Source organism: Streptococcus sp. ACS2, assembly GCF_000525585.1.
GTDB lineage: Bacteria > Bacillota > Bacilli > Lactobacillales > Streptococcaceae > Streptococcus.
Genome location: NZ_JALT01000025.1, coordinates 39244 through 55921, shown reverse-complemented (window position 1 = coordinate 55921; position 16678 = coordinate 39244). Strand labels below are relative to the sequence as shown.

14 protein-coding genes and 6 tRNA genes are annotated in these 16678 nt (G+C 36.8%); 11 read left to right on the top strand and 9 right to left on the bottom strand.

Annotated features, from left to right (window positions below; genetic code table 11):
- The first annotated feature begins 26 nt into the window (after positions 1 to 26).
- The 5 genes from HMPREF1517_RS05085 (at position 27) to HMPREF1517_RS05065 (ending at position 440) form a co-directional block, all read left to right on the top strand.
- Positions 27 to 107: transfer RNA gene (locus HMPREF1517_RS05085), tRNA-Tyr, on the top strand.
- A gap of 5 nt (positions 108 to 112) precedes the next feature.
- A tRNA-Trp gene (locus HMPREF1517_RS05080) sits at positions 113 to 183 on the top strand.
- Between the two features lie 11 nt (positions 184 to 194).
- A tRNA-His gene (locus HMPREF1517_RS05075) sits at positions 195 to 267 on the top strand.
- Positions 268 to 275: 8 nt separating this feature from the next.
- A tRNA-Gln gene (locus HMPREF1517_RS05070) sits at positions 276 to 347 on the top strand.
- Positions 348 to 356: 9 nt separating this feature from the next.
- Positions 357 to 440, top strand: a tRNA-Leu gene (locus HMPREF1517_RS05065).
- 73 nt (positions 441 to 513) lie between these two features.
- Here the strand turns inward: HMPREF1517_RS05065 and HMPREF1517_RS05060 are convergent.
- Genes HMPREF1517_RS05060 through HMPREF1517_RS05040 form a run of 5 tightly spaced genes read right to left on the bottom strand, consistent with a single transcriptional unit; the run spans position 514 to position 4003 of the window.
- Positions 514 to 1647 carry a tyrosine-type recombinase/integrase gene (locus HMPREF1517_RS05060; protein WP_037599781.1) on the bottom strand — a complete coding sequence of 378 codons (1134 nt, stop codon included), beginning with the start codon at positions 1645 to 1647 and terminating at the stop codon, positions 514 to 516.
- Between the two features lie 3 nt (positions 1648 to 1650).
- Complete coding sequence (locus HMPREF1517_RS05055) at positions 1651 to 1845, bottom strand: DUF3173 domain-containing protein (protein ID WP_000598356.1); 195 nt, start codon at positions 1843 to 1845, stop codon at positions 1651 to 1653.
- A gap of 58 nt (positions 1846 to 1903) precedes the next feature.
- A complete protein-coding gene (locus tag HMPREF1517_RS05050) occupies positions 1904 to 2290 on the bottom strand; it encodes a hypothetical protein (RefSeq protein ID WP_006595173.1) in 387 nt (128 codons plus the stop codon).
- Between the two features lie 2 nt (positions 2291 to 2292).
- Positions 2293 to 3489 (bottom strand): replication initiation factor domain-containing protein, encoded by a 1197-nt coding sequence (locus HMPREF1517_RS05045; RefSeq protein WP_037599778.1) that lies wholly within the window; start codon positions 3487 to 3489, stop codon positions 2293 to 2295.
- Between the two features lie 40 nt (positions 3490 to 3529).
- The gene (locus tag HMPREF1517_RS05040) at positions 3530 to 4003 is read right to left on the bottom strand and encodes a hypothetical protein (protein WP_037599776.1); all 474 of its coding nucleotides are present in this window, start codon (positions 4001 to 4003) and stop codon (positions 3530 to 3532) included.
- A 321-nt stretch (positions 4004 to 4324) separates the two neighbouring features.
- On the opposite strand from HMPREF1517_RS05040, the gene HMPREF1517_RS05035 reads away from it, so the two are divergent.
- A complete protein-coding gene (locus HMPREF1517_RS05035; RefSeq protein ID WP_037599774.1) occupies positions 4325 to 4777 on the top strand; it encodes a helix-turn-helix domain-containing protein in 453 nt (150 codons plus the stop codon).
- A 160-nt stretch (positions 4778 to 4937) separates the two neighbouring features.
- On the opposite strand, the gene HMPREF1517_RS05030 is transcribed toward HMPREF1517_RS05035, so the two are convergent.
- Entirely contained in the window at positions 4938 to 6254 is a 1317-nt protein-coding gene (locus HMPREF1517_RS05030; protein WP_037599772.1) for an FtsX-like permease family protein, read from the bottom strand.
- 17 nt (positions 6255 to 6271) lie between these two features.
- The gene (locus HMPREF1517_RS05025; RefSeq protein ID WP_037599769.1) at positions 6272 to 7003 is read right to left on the bottom strand and encodes an ABC transporter ATP-binding protein; all 732 of its coding nucleotides are present in this window, start codon (positions 7001 to 7003) and stop codon (positions 6272 to 6274) included.
- A gap of 552 nt (positions 7004 to 7555) precedes the next feature.
- Here HMPREF1517_RS05025 and HMPREF1517_RS05020 point away from each other — a divergent pair.
- The 5 genes from HMPREF1517_RS05020 (at position 7556) to HMPREF1517_RS05000 (ending at position 14799) form a co-directional block, all read left to right on the top strand.
- Positions 7556 to 11950: a PolC-type DNA polymerase III gene (locus tag HMPREF1517_RS05020; protein ID WP_037599767.1), complete on the top strand. Its 4395-nt coding sequence runs from the start codon at positions 7556 to 7558 to the stop codon at positions 11948 to 11950.
- 163 nt (positions 11951 to 12113) lie between these two features.
- Positions 12114 to 13355, top strand: a complete 1242-nt coding sequence (locus HMPREF1517_RS05015; protein WP_037599765.1) for an aminopeptidase — start codon at positions 12114 to 12116, stop codon at positions 13353 to 13355.
- Positions 13356 to 13374: 19 nt separating this feature from the next.
- Complete coding sequence (locus HMPREF1517_RS05010; RefSeq protein ID WP_002886331.1) at positions 13375 to 13605, top strand: GlsB/YeaQ/YmgE family stress response membrane protein; 231 nt, start codon at positions 13375 to 13377, stop codon at positions 13603 to 13605.
- Between the two features lie 132 nt (positions 13606 to 13737).
- Complete coding sequence (locus HMPREF1517_RS05005) at positions 13738 to 14166, top strand: MarR family winged helix-turn-helix transcriptional regulator (protein ID WP_002886332.1); 429 nt, start codon at positions 13738 to 13740, stop codon at positions 14164 to 14166.
- 87 nt (positions 14167 to 14253) lie between these two features.
- Entirely contained in the window at positions 14254 to 14799 is a 546-nt protein-coding gene (locus HMPREF1517_RS05000) for an NAD(P)H-dependent oxidoreductase (protein WP_037599762.1), read from the top strand.
- An 87-nt stretch (positions 14800 to 14886) separates the two neighbouring features.
- Here the strand turns inward: HMPREF1517_RS05000 and HMPREF1517_RS04995 are convergent.
- Positions 14887 to 14957, bottom strand: a tRNA-Cys gene (locus HMPREF1517_RS04995).
- Between the two features lie 175 nt (positions 14958 to 15132).
- Entirely contained in the window at positions 15133 to 16665 is a 1533-nt protein-coding gene (gene ahpF, locus HMPREF1517_RS04990) for an alkyl hydroperoxide reductase subunit F (protein WP_037599760.1), read from the bottom strand.
- Positions 16666 to 16678: the final 13 nt, after the last annotated feature.

Here is a 16678-nt window from a genome sequence, read left to right as displayed (position 1 = left end):
AAGTTCGCGCCATTTGTTTATATTTTGGAAGGGTAGCGAAGAGGCTAAACGCGGCGGACTGTAAATCCGCTCCTTCGGGTTCGGGGGTTCGAATCCCTCCCCTTCCATAGTTACGGGCATAGTTTAAAGGTAGAACTAAGGTCTCCAAAACCTTCAGTGTGGGTTCAATTCCTACTGCCCGTGTTAGTAAAGTGGCGAATGTGGTGAAGTGGTTAACACATCAGATTGTGGCTCTGACATTCGGGGGTTCGATTCCCCTCATTCGCCTATATTTTTGGGGTATAGCCAAGCGGTAAGGCAAGGGACTTTGACTCCCTCATGCGTTGGTTCGAATCCAGCTACCCCAGTTATACTTTGCCGGCGTGGCGGAATTGGCAGACGCGCTGGACTCAAAATCCAGTGTCCGCAAGGACGTGCCGGTTCGACCCCGGCCGCCGGTATAGTATTAAAGACAAGGTTTTCGGACCTTGTCTTTTTTTCTCTGTTTTTGTTGAGTTACCAATTTTTTCCATTTTAAAATAAATCGTCAAGTTTATTAGCCAATGTTTTCTGTTTGCTAGGGTACAAATGAGAATAAGTATCAATTGTTGTTGTAATAGATGCGTGTCCTAATCTTTCTTTGACAACAAGGTAATCCTCTCCTTGATTTATTAGTAATGATGCATGAGAGTGTCTCAAATCATGAATTCTTATTTTCTTTAAATCTTTATCCCTTTCTAGTATTTGCTTAAACTTCTTATCAATCATATTTTTTGTAATTGTTATTGGTGTGCTCTGTATTATTTGTAGTTCATCTGTTTTTTTCGTAAATTCCTCAAGTTTTTCTTTTTGTTTTACTTTCCAATCTTTTAGCATTTCTGCTAATTTCTGATTTATTGTTATATTTCTAGTTCCTGATCGTGTTTTTGTTGTATTAATGTAGCTTGTATTATTGACAAAGTATACCGTTTTGGTAACGTAAATCGTATTTGTTAAAAGATTTATATCATTCCAGTTCAATGCGAGGATTTCTCCCATTCTCATCCCAGTAAAGAAAGCAATTACGAAAAACAGGTCATAGCTTATTTCATCATCTCGAATAAGTTCTCTAAATCTCGTGAATTCTTCTATACTCCAAAATGTGATATTAGGCTTCCTAATTGGTAATTTTCTCAGATTCTCAACAGGATTTTTATCAATGAGGGATTTTCTTATACCAGTATCAAAAATTTTTTTAAGTAGAATTATAATTTTATTAATTGTATTATAACTTAATGTTTCATTTTCATTTTGTTTTTTAGGTTTTGTTTTTAGGTATTCACGAAACTCGAATATATGGTCATACGTTAATTTATTTAAATTTGTATCTTTAAAATAAGGCTTAATATGACGCTCATAATTGTTTCTTTGTGTACTTGTATAGCTTATTTTTCTGCCATTTTTCAGATCATCTTCTTCAAGTAAGTCGAATAACATATCTGTTGTCACTACAAAGTCAAATTGTTTTTCTTTCAATTCTACAACTCGAATATGTTGTTCTAGCTCTAGGGCTTCCTTTTTAGATTTTAATCCTTTCCGAATGATACGTATTCTTTTTTGTGTGACTGGGTGGAATCCATTAGAAACATCAACGGTCCATTTACCACTTTTAGTTTTACGAATAGTCATTCATTAGGCTTCTTTCTGGAGTTCAATTCCTAATAGTTCTTCTGCGACACTGGCTGGAATTGTACCAATCCGTTTGTTATCGTAGATGTTAAAACCACGATTCACTAATAGTAATTTGCCGGTATGGATAATCTTTCTTGCAGTTCCTGGAGCAAATCCAAGTTCGATAAGGTCATCTTTTGTTACAGTTTTAATCATGTGATCTCCTTTTCTAATTAGATTAAGTAAGGGGAGGATTAACTCCCCTGTATTTTACTTATTTTTGTTTTACATCTACTAAATGGATAGCATCCGCCTTGTAATACATTGTAGAACTAATCATAGTAGCTTGTAAATTGTCAAATGTAACTGGTACCTCGTCCATTGCCTGAATATAGTCATTATCGACTAAAGCTTCTGGATTGTCTACTGAGACTTGGGTTGATTTCTTTTTGAATTGTCCATCCTTGATTGTTACATTGTATTTCCAACCAATGATTTTATCGGTATTAAAACGTCTTTCGCTACCATCTCGGTTTTTGATAATTTCTCCGTTTGCATCTGCTCGGACTTCCGTTTCAAATTTTGGAATAACTTCATCCAATTCAAATTTTGTTCCAATGTTATTAAAATTCCAGTCATTTTGTGAAAGCATTTTTGCCATAGTTAATTTCTCCTTTTGATATTTTCTTTGATTGTAGGGATTAAATCTTCTCTTTTAAAGAGAATTACCCTTTCTATTAATCCACTTGCTAAATCTGGTGGATATTCCATATTGTTGAGTTCGAGATAGTTAGCTTTCTCATACTCATGCAGTAAGTTATTGTCGTATAGAAACTTATACGCTTTTAGAATAGCTCCAGAACCTTTATAGGTAAACCATTCTAATTTTTGTTCTAGTTCTGTTTTTGGTTTTGAAATAATGATAGAGACAGGTTTTGAGTGACCTAAAAACTTTTCCCAAGATCTCAAAGGTTTTGAGAAGTGACTATCACTATAGAACCTCACTTTTTCCTTGAGATATCCCTTGGTAAAGTTGAGAAGGTCTATTTCTGAATGCAACCATTCTTGAATGAAGTAGTGAGCTTTTTCTTTCCTAAGTTCTAACTCAGTTCTTATCCAATTTTCTATATACCGCTTGCTGATACCGAGTTTCTCAGCTCGTTCTAAGCGTTTATCGTAAATTCTAAGTCTTTCATCATCATTGGGCTTTCTCAAATATAAGGTCTGGCCGATTGTTTCATCTCCGTAGGTATTGTAGTAGGTGCTTTTTCCATATATAAAGCGTTTCTTCTGACAAATCTTTAGAAGCTGATTAGGAGTGAAATAGGGTGTTTCATTAAAATCATCTATTGCAATATCAATTCGTCTTACTGAAAATTGATTGTAATTGTAGTAGAGGTTGTCCAGAAACTGTATTTCGGACAGACTATTTGGATCTAATACCATATCTCTATAGAACTCGAGTGCCTGTCCTGACATGACAAGCATGTAGGACGACTCTTTCGCTCCATAGTAGATACGGATATTCCCATAATGAAGCTGGCTATCATAGTTATAGTATTTAAGGCTCCCTTTATTCTCAATAAATAGGTCATAGTCAAGAAATAGAATGTCTTCGATTATTTCTCTTGACGAAAATTCAGTCTTATCAAACTGAATTTGAATCCAGTCAAATACAGAACGTAAGTGTTCATTTTTTGCCATAAATTTTGATTCAACTTTTTGCCTAATTTTGCCACCCTTAAAATTTCTGAAACCCTTGGAAATACTGAATTCTTTCGATGGTACACCTAACTTGCAGAGGGTGGTGTTACTACACACCCTATCGGTCAAAAATGGTCCGTCCGCATCTACGCTCATTTTCGGCTTTCTGCCTCATGGCTCAGCCGAAAACTCGCTATTAGCCGAACCTATTTTTTGACCTCTTCTGAACAAACCCTAGTAAGCCGGTTTGCATCGACTCTTCAATATCTTGGATTTTCTTTTTTAGACTGGCATTCTCATTTTTTATCAGTCGTATTTCTCGCTTAAATTCCTGTTTTAAGGCGCTCAGTTCATCATAGAGCTCATCTATTACTTGGTTTAGGGATTCGTGCTCATTATCTGCTAGACTCCCAAATACGGCTTGTATAGCCTCTTTTAGACCTATTTCAAGTTTTAGGTTAGCTAACTTTTGAAATTGTCTAAGGTCTTCGTTTGTAAAGTCATAGGCAACTGTATAACTTAATTGATGAGTTCTGGGATTTCTACTGATAGGAATTTTAATTTTTTTAAATTCCTTGCCACTTATCTCTTTAATCAGTTGAATCCAATTTTTAAGAGTAGAGGTAGAGTTTAGGCCAGAAATTTGATTGACTAACTCTTTATTGGTCATCTTTTTGTGAAACCTCCGAAATTTTCTTGTGCAACTGAAGAGTTTTCTGTGGTATAATTGTTACATAATATGTTTTGATCTTGGAACGAACGGCACATTTGTTTCAAGATTTTTTTATTTTGTCGAATCTTACCTCCTTTATTAAAATTTTTTAAATCGAACTATTAGTCACATATGCTTTTACCTCCTTTTATGATATAATATTCTCAATGGAATATTTAATCTCAAAATAAATATTCCTTATGGAATAATTCTATTTTATACCGTTTAGAATATTTTGTCAAGACCAAATATACAGAATCGAATATTAAAGAGGAAACAATGTTTAATAATAATTCTTTTGGAGATCGTCTTAAGGAACTGAGAAAGGGTAAGAAATTAACTCAGGTACAAGTTTCCGAGATGATTGATGTACAACAAGGTACTTATTCTCGTTGGGAAAACGGAACTTTAGAGCCTAGTTTAGAAGCCGTTGTCAAATTAGCAAAATTATTTGATACCACGACAGATTATTTATTAGGAAAAACGATTTACAGTACTCTAGATGTTGTCCCACATCCAATCACTAGAATTGATTTGAAGAAGCTAAAAGAGTTTAATAAAACTGAACTAGATGATCTGAAATTTGCAATTGTCATGAATGGAATTAAAAACCATTCTACTCTACCTAAGTATTTGGATGAGCTAGTCTCTGAAAATAATTTAGATGAAGAAGAGCAAGAAATATTGCAGACTCTTTTTAAAGAGGTTTCTGATTATTTTAATGCAGATTGATGGTTTGTTATATTTTTAGTTTCACTTATGGAACTATGTTAGTCTAAGTTGCTAGTATTTTAAAAAGACAAGGTGCTTCATCCTTGTCTTTTTCATTTTAGTATTGCTTTTGTTTCAATGTCAATAAGTGTGTTCTTTTTGAATCAATAACTATTTCAATTTATCTATCTCGAAATATATAAAATCCCTTTGTAATACTATAAAAAATAACTAACAAAGAAATAACTATAAGACTCGGTTGCCAAAAACCCGATATATCTACTACATTTTGGCCTAAAAGTTGGCCAATAAAGCTAACTAAAATTAAAATAATTAAATTGAAAATTACTGATACTAATAAAATTAACACCGAATGTATTATTGCCTCGCCTATACGTATTTTAAAAAGTTGTGATCTTGACACTCCCAGTGTCTTTAACTGTTTAATGTCTTCAATATCTTTATTAGAAGATAAAATTGTAAGAGAAATAGAACTAGTAATAATCAGAATAATTGGAGCAGACAGATAAGCAATAAAGGAAGCTCTTGCTTCGAGTACACCGTTTGCTTTATTCATGAATGAATACATATTTTGGGTGTAAAGAATAAACCCAGAAATGAGAGTTACTCCCATGCTCATTGAAGTTTGTATACTTTTTAAATAACTAGGATTGGATAGTAGATTCCAAAAGCCTGTATTGATTACATAATTTTCAGTTGGAAATATCCTCATTAAAAATTTTATTAGAAACACTTGAATTGATGGAGATAGTGATTGAATAATAAGGATGTGAATAATTAATAAAAATAATATTATGCTTGACTGTGTTGAAATTATTTCTTTATTTCTGCTAAAACTTGCTGAAACAATCAAACCTATACATAGTAACCATAGGATTAAACGAACAGAGATGTTAACAAAACCAGTTACTGTAACTTTTCTTTTTTTCTTTTTTGGTTTTAATATTGATGATATTTTAAGTATACGACTTGAATAAAAGTAAGCCCCTATCCCGACAATTGTTGGGACTATGAAAACACTCAATAAAATTGATTGAATGTTGGCTGTAATAACTAAATCAGGTAACTCATCTCTTCCTAATAAATTTTGTAAAAATTTGTAGTAACTATCCGCCATGATAAATGAAAGTATTGTACCAATACTACTAACAATCACTGCCATTAAATAAAACTGTCCAGATACTAATAAAGATAGCTGAGTTCTGCTTGCGCCTAGGGTAGCCCATAATTGGTAATCCTTTTTAAAGATATCTATTAGCAGTCTTATATTATTTGAAATAAGGAAAAATAGAGTAGTCCCGCCAAAAACTATTAGCATTTGAAAAAGTTGTGAAGCGTTAATATTAGCAGTCTTTATTGCACTAGCAATACCAAATAAAGATGTTCCAACAATCAGGCTAGATACAAATAGTAATGGTATTGTTCCTAACCATTGTCTTTTTGAGTACTGAAATTGGTAAATGATTAATTTTAGCATAATAAATCCTCCTCAAATTAATCTTTACTAGTTTCAAGTGCTTGGTAGAGCTCATCAGCTGAAGGTTTAATAATTTGTCGAGATATTTTTCCGTCTTTTAAAATGAGTGCTCTGTCAGTTTTTGAAGCCAACTCAATATCATGAGTGACCATAAGAACACATTTTCCTTGACTCGCTAAATTACGAAGTGTTTCAAAAATAAGTTTTCTTGAGACGCTGTCCAGAGCTCCTGTTGGCTCATCAGCAAAAATAATTTTACTATCAGCTATTATTGCACGAGTAATAGCCACTTTTTGCTGTTCTCCACCTGATAAGGTAGCAACTAATGATGATAGTTCTGCTTTAAAATTCAAACTATCCAACATTTTTTTTACTTTATTGCTATCAACACTCTTTCCTGAGAGTCTCAGAGGAAGTGTAACATTTTCTAGTACAGGTAGAGCGGGTACCAGATTATAGTTTTGAAAAATAATTGCAATATCTTGCCTTCTAAATTTAGCAAGCTTCCCTTCTTTTAAGGTATATGGATTTATACCATTGATAACAACTTCGCCACTTGTTGGTTCAGATAAACTTGATAAGCAACTTAGCAAAGTAGACTTTCCAGAACCACTGACACCAAGTATTGATATAAATTCCCCATAATTGACAGATAAAGAAACATCTTTCAAAATAGAGACAGTTTTGTCTTGCCCTAACAAAAATTCTTTTGAAAGGTTTGAGACTTTAACAGCTACATTATTAACCATAATAAATCCTCCTGATTCCAGTGTCATCTTTGATTTAATTATATAAATTGGAATTCTATTAATATCAAGTAAGTAACTTATGAAACGTATTTTTAATGGATAAAATTTCTTTTTTATCTGGATCTCGAATAAAGGCCTTTAGCGAACTAAGGATTTTTTCTATTACTATAATAGTATCATAAACGAGGCTTAGTTGAAAGCGTAATCACAACTCTATTAAGAGGTACAGCTATTCTATACAAAATTTAAACATAAAACTTAGGTATACTTAATAAATGAGAATTAAAGTTAGCTATAACGAAGATAGTAGCATATGTAAAAACTTTTTGATACAATAGAGTTACCAAAAAGTTACAAAAATTTGAAAAATGAGTCTATTTTGCAAGATTCAAAAGTCCTAAAACGCTATTAAATCAAGGTTGTAAGATTTAAATAATGTAGTGATGTAACTCAAAATCCAGTGTCCGCAAGGACGTGCCGGTTCGACCCCGGCCGCCGGTATAAGTTACACTCCTTAAGGAGTGTTTTTTTGTCTATAGGAGTTTAATTTTTATGTCTGATAAATTTCAGCTTCTCTTAAAACAAATTCGTTTTCCTGAGGAACACGATGCTTTTAAAGAAATTAAAGATGGTTCTATCGAAACAGTAAAACTATTTAAATCAAAACGGCTGTGGTTTTTTGTTTTTTCTTTTCGTAGTGTTCTTTCTTATGAGTCTTTTGTGCTTTTTGATAGTTTACTTCATTCTTCCTTCAATTCTTTAGGTGCCAAAGCTTCTTTTGAGATTCGTTTACTTTCTACTTCTTGCGATGATTCTTTACTTGGAGATTATTTTTCATATGCCTTGGATAATTTAAAAGTTTCTCACTTTTCTATTTATTCTTTATTCTCAAATCTAAAGGTTGAAATTTCAAATAATAGTATTTGTGTTAAGGCTCCAGCGCATATTATTAAAGAAAACTTACAGGATAGATTTATTTCTTTGATTTCTAAATCTCTTTCTCAAGTTGGTTTATCTGACGTATCAATTTCTGTTCTTGAAGATAAGGAAGCGTCATCTTCTATAGAAGAGGCTTATGAAACAAACAAGGTTTCTTTACAAGAACAAGCTGAATCTCAGGCAAGACAGGCTCTTCAATCTATTCTTGAGAGTGCTCCAGCACCGAGTCCTGTGAATGAACCGGCCCAAAATTTTGCTGAGAAGCAAAGTCAACGTCAAGCTAGTTTTGATAAGGCAGAAATAACGCCAATGGTTGATATTAATTCTGAAGAGAATCGTGTTGTTTTTGAAGGATATATTTTTGATGTAGAGCAACGTGAAACTAAGACGGGTCGAATTATTATTAATTTCAAGGTAACTGATTATACCTCTAGTTTTGCAATGCAGCGCTGGGTTAAAGATAGTGATGAGCTTGCTAAGTTCGATATGATAAAAAAGGGGAACTGGGTAAGAGTTCGCGGTCGTATTGAGAATAATCCTTTCACTCATAGTCTGACAATGAATGTACAAGATATCAAAGAGATTTCGCACACACCTCGCAAGGATTTGATGCCTGAGGGACAAAAGCGTGTAGAATTTCATGCACATACTAACATGTCGACTATGGATGCCATGCCAACTGTGGAAGAGCTTATTGATACTGCTGCTTCTTGGGGGCATCCAGCTGTTGCTATAACTGATCACGCTAATGTTCAGAGTTTTCCTCATGGCTACCATAGGGCTAAGAAAGCTGGTATTAAAGCTATTTTTGGTCTTGAAGCCAATCTTGTTGAGGATAAAGTTCCTATTGTTTATAATTCCCAGAATTTGGAATTAAAAGAAGCTACTTATGTTGTATTTGACGTTGAGACAACGGGCTTGTCTGCTGTTCATAATGATTTGATTCAGATTGCGGCATCAAAAATGCATAAAGGTAATATTATTGAGCAATTTGATGAATTTATAGACCCTGGGCATCCTCTTTCTGCTTTTACTACTGAGTTGACAGGTATTACTGATAATCATGTAAAAGGTGCTAAACCTTTAGTCCAAGTTTTACAGGAGTTTCAAGAATTCTGTCAAGGAACTGTGCTAGTAGCCCATAATGCGACCTTTGACGTTGGGTTTATGAATGCCAATTATGAAAGACATCAGTTACCAACAATTTCACAACCAGTTATTGATACTTTAGAATTTGCACGAAATCTTTATCCTGAGTATAAGCGTCATGGTTTGGGTCCTTTGACGAAGCGGTTTGGTGTGGCTTTGGATCACCACCACATGGCCAATTATGATGCGGAAGCAACGGGCCGTTTGTTGTTTATCTTCATAAAAGATGTGTTTGATAAGCACGGTTTGACTAATTTGGAACAGTTGAACACGGATTTGGTTTCTGAAGATTCGTATAAAAAGTCTCGTGTTAAACATGCGACGCTGTATGTTCAGAATCAAACTGGCTTGAAGAATATCTTTAAGTTGGTAAGTTTATCAAATGTCTCATACTTTGAGGGGGTAGCACGTATTCCTCGTACGGTCTTAGATGAGTATCGTGAGGGAATCATTGTAGGTTCTGCTTGTGCTGATGGTGAGGTTTTTGATACGCTTCTGTCTCATGGTATTGACAAGGCAGTTGAAGTTGCTAAATATTATGACTTTATTGAAGTTATGCCACCAGCGATTTATGCACCATTGATTGCGAAGGACTTAATTAAGGATGAGGTGGCTATAGAACAACTGATTCGAGATTTGATTGAAGTCGCTAGTCGTCTGGACAAGCCTGTGCTTGCTACAGGAAATGTACATTATATCAATCCTGAGGATGCGATTTATCGTGAAATCATTGTTCGTGCTTTGGGACAAGGAGCAATGATTAATAGGCCAATCGGTAAGGGAGAAAATGCGAAACCTGCTCCTTTACCTGAAGCGCATTTTAGAACAACGAATGAGATGCTAGATGACTTTGCCTTTTTGGGAAAAGACTTAGCCTATGAAATTGTTGTAACTAATACGCAGGCTATGGCAGACCAAATTGAAGAGGTCGAGGTTGTCAAAAAAGACTTGTACACACCTTTCATTGATCGTGCGGAAGAACAGGTTGCAGAGATGACATATGCTAGAGCGTTTGAGCTCTATGGTAATCCTTTGCCTGATATTATTGATTTGCGAATTGAGAAAGAGTTGTCCTCAATTCTTGGTAATGGTTTTGCCGTAATTTACCTGGCTTCGCAGATGCTGGTTAACCGTTCAAATGAACGTGGGTACCTAGTTGGTTCGCGTGGATCTGTCGGTTCTAGTTTTGTTGCGACGATGATTGGAATTACTGAGGTTAATCCGATGCCGCCACACTATTTATGTCCTAAATGTCAACACTCAGAGTTCATTACAGATGGTTCTTATGGATCTGGCTTCGATTTGCCTGATAAGGAGTGTTCAGAATGTGGAACAGAGTATAAAAAAGATGGTCAGGATATTCCTTTCGAGACTTTCCTAGGTTTTGATGGGGATAAGGTTCCGGATATCGATTTGAACTTTTCCGGTGATGATCAACCATCAGCCCACTTGGATGTTCGTGATATTTTTGGAGAGCAATATGCTTTTCGTGCTGGAACAGTAGGTACTGTTGCAGATCGGACGGCTTATGGTTTTGTCAAAGGTTACGAACGTGACTACAATAAGTTTTACCGTGATGCCGAGGTCGATCGTCTGGCCATGGGTGCCGCTGGGGTTAAGCGAAACACAGGTCAGCACCCGGGTGGTATCGTTGTTATTCCAAATTATATGGATGTCTATGATTTCACACCTGTTCAATATCCGGCTGATGATGTAACGGCTGCCTGGCAGACGACTCACTTTAATTTCCACGATATCGATGAGAACGTATTGAAGCTTGATATTCTGGGACATGATGATCCGACTATGATTCGTAAGTTGCAGGATTTATCGGGAATTGATCCCAAAGATATTCGAGCAGATGATCCAGATGTGATGAAACTTTTTTCAGGGACTGAAATTTTGGGGGTTACACCTGAACAGATTGGGACACCAACGGGAATGTTAGGAATCCCTGAGTTTGGGACTAACTTTGTTCGTGGTATGGTCGACGAGACGCATCCGACGACCTTTGCGGAACTCTTACAGTTATCTGGTTTGTCTCATGGTACAGACGTTTGGTTGGGTAATGCACAAGATTTGATCAAGGAAGGTATTGCCACTCTGAAAACTGTTATCGGTTGTCGTGACGATATCATGGTATACCTAATGCATGCGGGATTAGATCCTAAGATGGCCTTCACCATTATGGAACGTGTGCGTAAGGGAATGTGGTTGAAAATTTCTGAAGAAGAGCGAAATGGCTATATTCAAGCCATGCGTGAAAATAATGTTCCAGACTGGTATATTGAATCTTGTGGTAAAATCAAATACATGTTCCCTAAAGCCCATGCGGCAGCCTACGTTATGATGGCCCTGCGTGTAGCTTATTTCAAAGTGCACCATCCTATTTATTACTATTGTGCCTACTTTTCAATTCGAGCTAAAGCATTCGAGCTTAAAACGATGTCTGCGGGTCTTGATGCTGTTAAAGCTCGAATGGAAGATATTAAGGAGAAGCGCCAACGAAATGAAGCGACTAATGTTGAAAATGACTTATTTACGACGCTTGAGATTGTTAATGAAATGTTAGAACGTGGCTTTACCTTTGGCCAGTTAGATCTTTATAAGAGTCAGGCAACTGAATTCCTGATTGAAGGAGATACCTTGATTCCACCGTTTATTGCACTTGAAGGTTTGGGTGAGAACGTTGCTAAGCAAGTGGTTGCTGCGCGTGAAGAAGGTGAGTTCCTTTCCAAAACAGAATTGCGTAAACGAGGAGGTCTATCATCAACCTTGGTTGAAAAATTGGATGAAATGGGAATCCTAGGAAATATGCCAGAAGATAATCAATTAAGTCTTTTTGATGATTTCTTTTAATAGCTAAAGAGAATCGTCATCAACTTTGAGAGAATGGAGTCAGTCTCCGTTCTCTTTTTGTTTAGGGGTCTGCATGTGATGCTAAAAAGCCAAAGCTGAGAAGAAACCTTTTTCTTCGTCTTATGGTATACTGATAGAAAATTATAGTTTCAAGGAGTTAATCATGGTTTTACCAAATTTTAAAGAAAATCTTGAGAAATATGCTAAATTACTGGTTGCTAATGGGATTAATGTGCAACCTGGTCACACAGTGGCCTTGAGCATTGGTGTAGAACAAGCAGAGCTAGCTCACCTCTTAGTAAAAGAAGCCTATGCTTTAGGAGCAGCTGAGGTAATCGTTCAATGGTCAGATGATATTATTAATCGCGAGCGCTTCTTGCATGCTGATATGAACCGCATCGAAGAGGTTCCTGCCTATAAAAAAGCTGAGATGGAATATTTGTTGGCCAAAAAGGCAAGTCGCTTAGGTGTTCGTTCATCAGATCCAGGTGCCCTTAATGGTGTAGCTCCTGAACGTTTATCTGCCCATGCTAAAGCTACTGGAGTGGCCTTTAAACCTATGCAGGTGGCAACTCAGTCTAATAAGGTTAGTTGGACTGTAGCTGCTGCAGCTGGTAAGGAATGGGCTAAGAAGGTCTTTCCCGATGCTTCGAGTGATGAGGAAGCTGTAGATTTACTTTGGGACCAAATTTTCAAGACCTGTCGTGTTTATGAAGAGGATCCTGTACGTGCTTGGAAGGAACATGCTGAACGTTTGGATGCTAAAGCACGCCTACTCAATGAGGCACAATTCTCAGCCTTGCATTACCAAGCACCTGGAACAGATTTGACTCTAGGATTGCCTAAAAATCACGTTTGGGAGTCTGCAGGTGCTATCAATGCGCAAGGTGAAGGCTTCCTTCCTAATATGCCAACAGAAGAAGTCTTTACGGCACCAGATTTTCGTCGTGCAGATGGCTATGTCTCAAGTACAAAGCCTCTAAGTTACAATGGCAATATTATTGAGGGAATCAAGGTAACCTTCAAAGACGGTGAAATTGTAGATATCACAGCGGACCAGGGCGATGAGGTGATGAAGAATCTCGTCTTCAACAATAATGGAGCGCGTGCTCTAGGTGAATGTGCTTTGGTTCCAGATCCAAGTCCGATTTCACAGTCAGGCATCACTTTCTTTAACACTCTTTTTGATGAGAATGCATCCAACCACCTAGCTATTGGAGCAGCCTATGCTACCAGTGTTGAGGGAGGGGCAGACATGACAGAAGAGGAGCTTAAGGAAGCTGGTCTTAATCGTTCTGATGTACACGTAGACTTTATGATTGGTTCAAATCAAATGGATATTGATGGTATCCGCCAAGATGGTAGTCGTGTACCGATCTTCCGAAATGGGGATTGGGTAATCTAAGTATGATGGAGAATTTATCATGATTGGAAGTATGATAGTTGGTTTTCTAATTGGCCTTATTGCCTCTGCTATATCAAATAGGGGTGAACATATGGGCTGTATTGGTAAGACCTTTGTTGGATGGCTAGGTGCTTTTGTTGGTCAGCTTCTTTTTGGAAATTGGGGACCGATGCTAGCAGATACTGCTATCGTTCCTTCAGTACTAGGTGCTGTTATCTTATTAGCCCTTTTTTGGAATCGTAATAGTTAGAAATGAAAGAGTTCTGAGGTATTGGTTAGATATCTAAGGACTCTTTTTTCTTATTTTTTCATTTTCATATACCACTTTTAGAAAAACTGTGGTAGAGTAATAAAAACAGCATCTATTTGGAAAGGACTAGAAATGAGTGACTTAGATAAAAACATGGCTGTAAAAAGTATGGTAGTTATGCGTAAGGCTTTTCGTACCATCGATGCCAAGGTTTCTGAGACTTTTAAAGAATTTAATTTGACACCAACTCAATTTGGAGTCATGGACGTGCTTAATGCTAAAGGACGTATGAAAATTGGCGAATTAATTGACCGCATGCTTGCCACCTCCGGGAATATGACTGTTGTCATTAAAAATATGGAGAAAAAAGGTTGGTTGACGCGAGAAGCCTGCCAAACAGATAAGCGTGCTTTCGAGGTTGATTTGACGGATGAGGGCCGTCGTATTATTCAAGCAGCAATCCCGCCACATCAGCGAGCTATTGAGGAGACTTTTTCCGTTCTGACACCTGAAGAGCAGGCACAGTTGGTAGAGCTCCTGAAAAAATTTAAGAATGTCTGAGCATATTTCTTTATATTTCTAATGGAATTATATATATTACTATGTAGTAGTAAATATTAATTATTAGAAATACAAAGGAAACGTATCATGAAAAACATTCTATTTATCGTTGGATCTCTTCGCAAGGGATCATTTAACCACCAATTAGCAGAAGAAGCTGAGAAAATGCTAGCTGGTAAAGCTAATGTTTCTTATCTTGACTATAGTCAAGTACCTGTTTTTAATCAGGATTTAGAAAGTCCAGTTCTTCCAGTTTTGGCAGAAGTTCGAGAACAGGTCTTGGCAGCAGACGCAATTTGGATTTTCTCTCCGGTTTATAATTTCTCAATTCCTGGACCAGTGAAAAATTTGCTTGACTGGTTGAGCCGTGCCCTTGACCTATCAGATCCTTCAGGGCCATCAGCTCTTCAAGATAAGATTGTAACCGTATCATCAGTTGCTAATGGTGGCCACAATCAACTTTTTGATGTCTACAAAGACCTGTTACCATTTATCCGTACCCAAGTGGTTGGCGACTTTACAGCGACACGTGTAAATGATACAGCCTGGGCGGATGGGAAATTCCTAGCAACTGAAGAAGTTCTTGAAAGCCTTCAGAATCAAGCGGAAGCTTTGATTGAAGCGATTAAATAAGAATAATGAATACCCGAGGTTTCTAGCTTCGGGTATTTTTATATGAAATAATGAAAAAAGACACCCTAAGGTGTCTTCGTATTATGAAGGCGGTAGACGGATTTGAACCGACGATCAAGCTTTTGCAGAGCCGTGCCTTACCACTTGGCTATACCGCCATAACAGATACCATTCTATCGAAAAAAAAAAGATTCGTCAAGTCTCTTTCATCAAATTGATTGGTTGATTGTTCAAACTGCCTATTTACAAGAAACATAAAGAGGTTGAAAGACATTCAACCTCTTTATATTAATTATAACTGTTGTAGATAGATTACTAACACGTAAGTGTTGATTATTGTCTAATCAAGTAATCAAAGGCTCCAATAGCAGCCGTAGCACCAGACCCCATGGAGATAATAATTTGCTTGTAGGCGCTGTCAGTACAGTCACCTGCGGCAAAAATACCAGGGATATTTGTTGAACCAAATTTATCAACGATAATTTCTTGGCGTTCATTGAGTTCAATACCACTGTCTTTGAGCCAAGCAGTACTTGGTACAAGACCAATTTGGACAAAGACACCTTCAAGATCAAGATGTTTTTCTTCGTTTGTATCACGCTCAACGTAACTCAAACCAGTCACATGATCTTGACCAAGAATTTCTTTGGTTGCAACGTTCTTAAGAATGGTTAGATTATCAGTTTTAGCAGCTCGTTCTTGTAAGACTTGATCTGCCTTTAATTCAGGCAAGAACTCTAAGACTGTAACGTGTTTAGTAATACCCGCTAAATCCAAAGCTGCTTCCAAACCTGAGTTACCACCACCGATAACAGCAACATCTTTCCCTTCAAATAGAGGACCATCGCAGTGTGGACAGTAAGTAACTCCTTTATTGCGGAATTCATCTTCACCAGGAACGTTGATATTACGCCATTTGGCTCCTAGTGCTAGGATAGCAGTTTTAGCCTGTAGAACGGCACCGTTAGCTAGTGTGACTTCAATGAGTTCTTTCTTCTCAATGCCAGTAGCTAATTGACTTTTGATGATATCAACATTGTAAGATTTTGTATGCTCTTCAACTTGGGCCATTAACTTAGGACCTTCTGTATATAGCGTACCAATCATGTTCTCAATGCCGACTGTCTCGATAACTTGTCCACCAAAGGTTTCTGCTAAAAGCCCAGTTTTAAGCCCTTTACGAGCAGCGTAAATTGCAGCACTGTTTCCAGCAGGACCACCACCAATAACCAAAACATCATAGACACCTTTATCAGCGAAAGCCTCAGCTTCAAGTGGTCCGTCCAACTTTTCTACAAGCTGTTCAATGGTTGCACGACCAGAAGTAAATTCTTCTTGGTCTTTGTAAACCGTAGGAACAGACATGATACCTTTGGCTTTGACCTCATCTTGATACATACCACCTTCAATCATGGTGTGGGTGATATTGGGGTTTAAAACAGCCATTATATTAAAGGCTTGAACAACGTCTGGACAATTGTGACAGGTTAGTGAAACATAAGTTTCTAAATCGATGGTTTTATCAATCTTCTTGATACGTTCGATAATATCCTCATCAACTTTAGGTGGACGACCAGAAACTTGCAAGAGAGCTAAAATGAAAGATGTGAATTCGTGGCCCATTGGTAAGCCTGAGAAAATAACACGACTTTTTTGCCCTTTTTGTGCAATACCAAAACTAGGTTGACGTTTTAAATGTGTTGATTCAAGACTAATGCGGTCAGACATAGCAACAATCTCGTCTAGAAATTCTTTTACTTTACGAGAATTATCATCATCCCCTAAATCTGTTTGTAATACAATATCAGATTCTAGTAAATTTAAATACTGCGCTAATTGTGTCTTGATTTCTTTATCTAAGACCATGGATACCCCCTGG

Excerpts from the sequence above, each read along its gene's own strand:
- HMPREF1517_RS05040 (WP_037599776.1), bottom strand. The coding sequence starts at position 4,003 with ATGACCAATAAAGAGTTAGTCAATCAAATTTCTGGCCTAAACTCTACC.
- HMPREF1517_RS05045 (WP_037599778.1), bottom strand. The coding sequence starts at position 3,489 with ATGAGCGTAGATGCGGACGGACCATTTTTGACCGATAGGGTGTGTAGT.
- HMPREF1517_RS05060 (WP_037599781.1), bottom strand. The coding sequence starts at position 1,647 with ATGACTATTCGTAAAACTAAAAGTGGTAAATGGACCGTTGATGTTTCT.
- HMPREF1517_RS05020 (WP_037599767.1), top strand. The coding sequence starts at position 7,556 with ATGTCTGATAAATTTCAGCTTCTCTTAAAACAAATTCGTTTTCCTGAG.
- HMPREF1517_RS05025 (WP_037599769.1), bottom strand. The coding sequence starts at position 7,003 with ATGGTTAATAATGTAGCTGTTAAAGTCTCAAACCTTTCAAAAGAATTT.
- HMPREF1517_RS05035 (WP_037599774.1), top strand. The coding sequence starts at position 4,325 with ATGTTTAATAATAATTCTTTTGGAGATCGTCTTAAGGAACTGAGAAAG.
- ahpF (WP_037599760.1), bottom strand. The coding sequence starts at position 16,665 with ATGGTCTTAGATAAAGAAATCAAGACACAATTAGCGCAGTATTTAAAT.
- HMPREF1517_RS05015 (WP_037599765.1), top strand. The coding sequence starts at position 12,114 with ATGGTTTTACCAAATTTTAAAGAAAATCTTGAGAAATATGCTAAATTA.
- HMPREF1517_RS05010 (WP_002886331.1), top strand. The coding sequence starts at position 13,375 with ATGATTGGAAGTATGATAGTTGGTTTTCTAATTGGCCTTATTGCCTCT.
- HMPREF1517_RS05030 (WP_037599772.1), bottom strand. The coding sequence starts at position 6,254 with ATGCTAAAATTAATCATTTACCAATTTCAGTACTCAAAAAGACAATGG.
- HMPREF1517_RS05005 (WP_002886332.1), top strand. The coding sequence starts at position 13,738 with ATGAGTGACTTAGATAAAAACATGGCTGTAAAAAGTATGGTAGTTATG.
- HMPREF1517_RS05055 (WP_000598356.1), bottom strand. The coding sequence starts at position 1,845 with ATGATTAAAACTGTAACAAAAGATGACCTTATCGAACTTGGATTTGCT.
- HMPREF1517_RS05000 (WP_037599762.1), top strand. The coding sequence starts at position 14,254 with ATGAAAAACATTCTATTTATCGTTGGATCTCTTCGCAAGGGATCATTT.
- HMPREF1517_RS05050 (WP_006595173.1), bottom strand. The coding sequence starts at position 2,290 with ATGGCAAAAATGCTTTCACAAAATGACTGGAATTTTAATAACATTGGA.